Here is a 415-nt window from a genome sequence, read left to right as displayed (position 1 = left end):
CAATCGTGGCAGGGTCGAGTTGCTTGCCGTGCAGGTAGGCTTTGGAGAGTTTGTATTCTTCTAATGCCCTAAAATTACCCTGCTGGGCTTCTTGGAGAAAATATTTGAGGTCTTCTAAGGATTTCATAAGGATTCCTTATTTTACTCGATTCAGTTTAAACTGAATCGCAAGACCGCTACGCAAGGCAAAGCCTGCTTTGTCGTATGCTATGCTCCTTTGTGGAGCATAAACGCATCGCCGTGCGGAGCTACCAAAGACAAGCAGTTGTCTTTGGCTTAACGCTCCTCCTCCTAAAGCTACCATCTCATATTCAAGCGAGCTTGAATATTCGAGATAAGTTTCATAGGTTTTCATTATTTATCCTAATCTGCGTTAATCGCAGTTTTTAGGCGTAGTGTAGTGTGCTTTGGGAGT

Annotated in this window: 1 protein-coding gene; it reads right to left on the bottom strand. The window is 43.6% G+C overall.

Annotated elements, in window-relative coordinates; translation table 11 throughout:
- Positions 1 to 136: 136 nt before the first annotated feature.
- Positions 137 to 355 (bottom strand): hypothetical protein, encoded by a 219-nt coding sequence (locus tag BJI48_RS09280; RefSeq protein WP_095334281.1) that lies wholly within the window; start codon positions 353 to 355, stop codon positions 137 to 139.
- Positions 356 to 415: the final 60 nt, after the last annotated feature.

It is taken from the genome of Helicobacter sp. 11S02596-1 (genome assembly GCF_002272825.1).
In the GTDB taxonomy this organism is placed as follows: Bacteria; Campylobacterota; Campylobacteria; order Campylobacterales; family Helicobacteraceae; genus Helicobacter_J.
The sequence above is the reverse complement of the archived record's forward strand: the minus strand, read 5'-3'. Positions and strand labels throughout refer to the sequence as shown.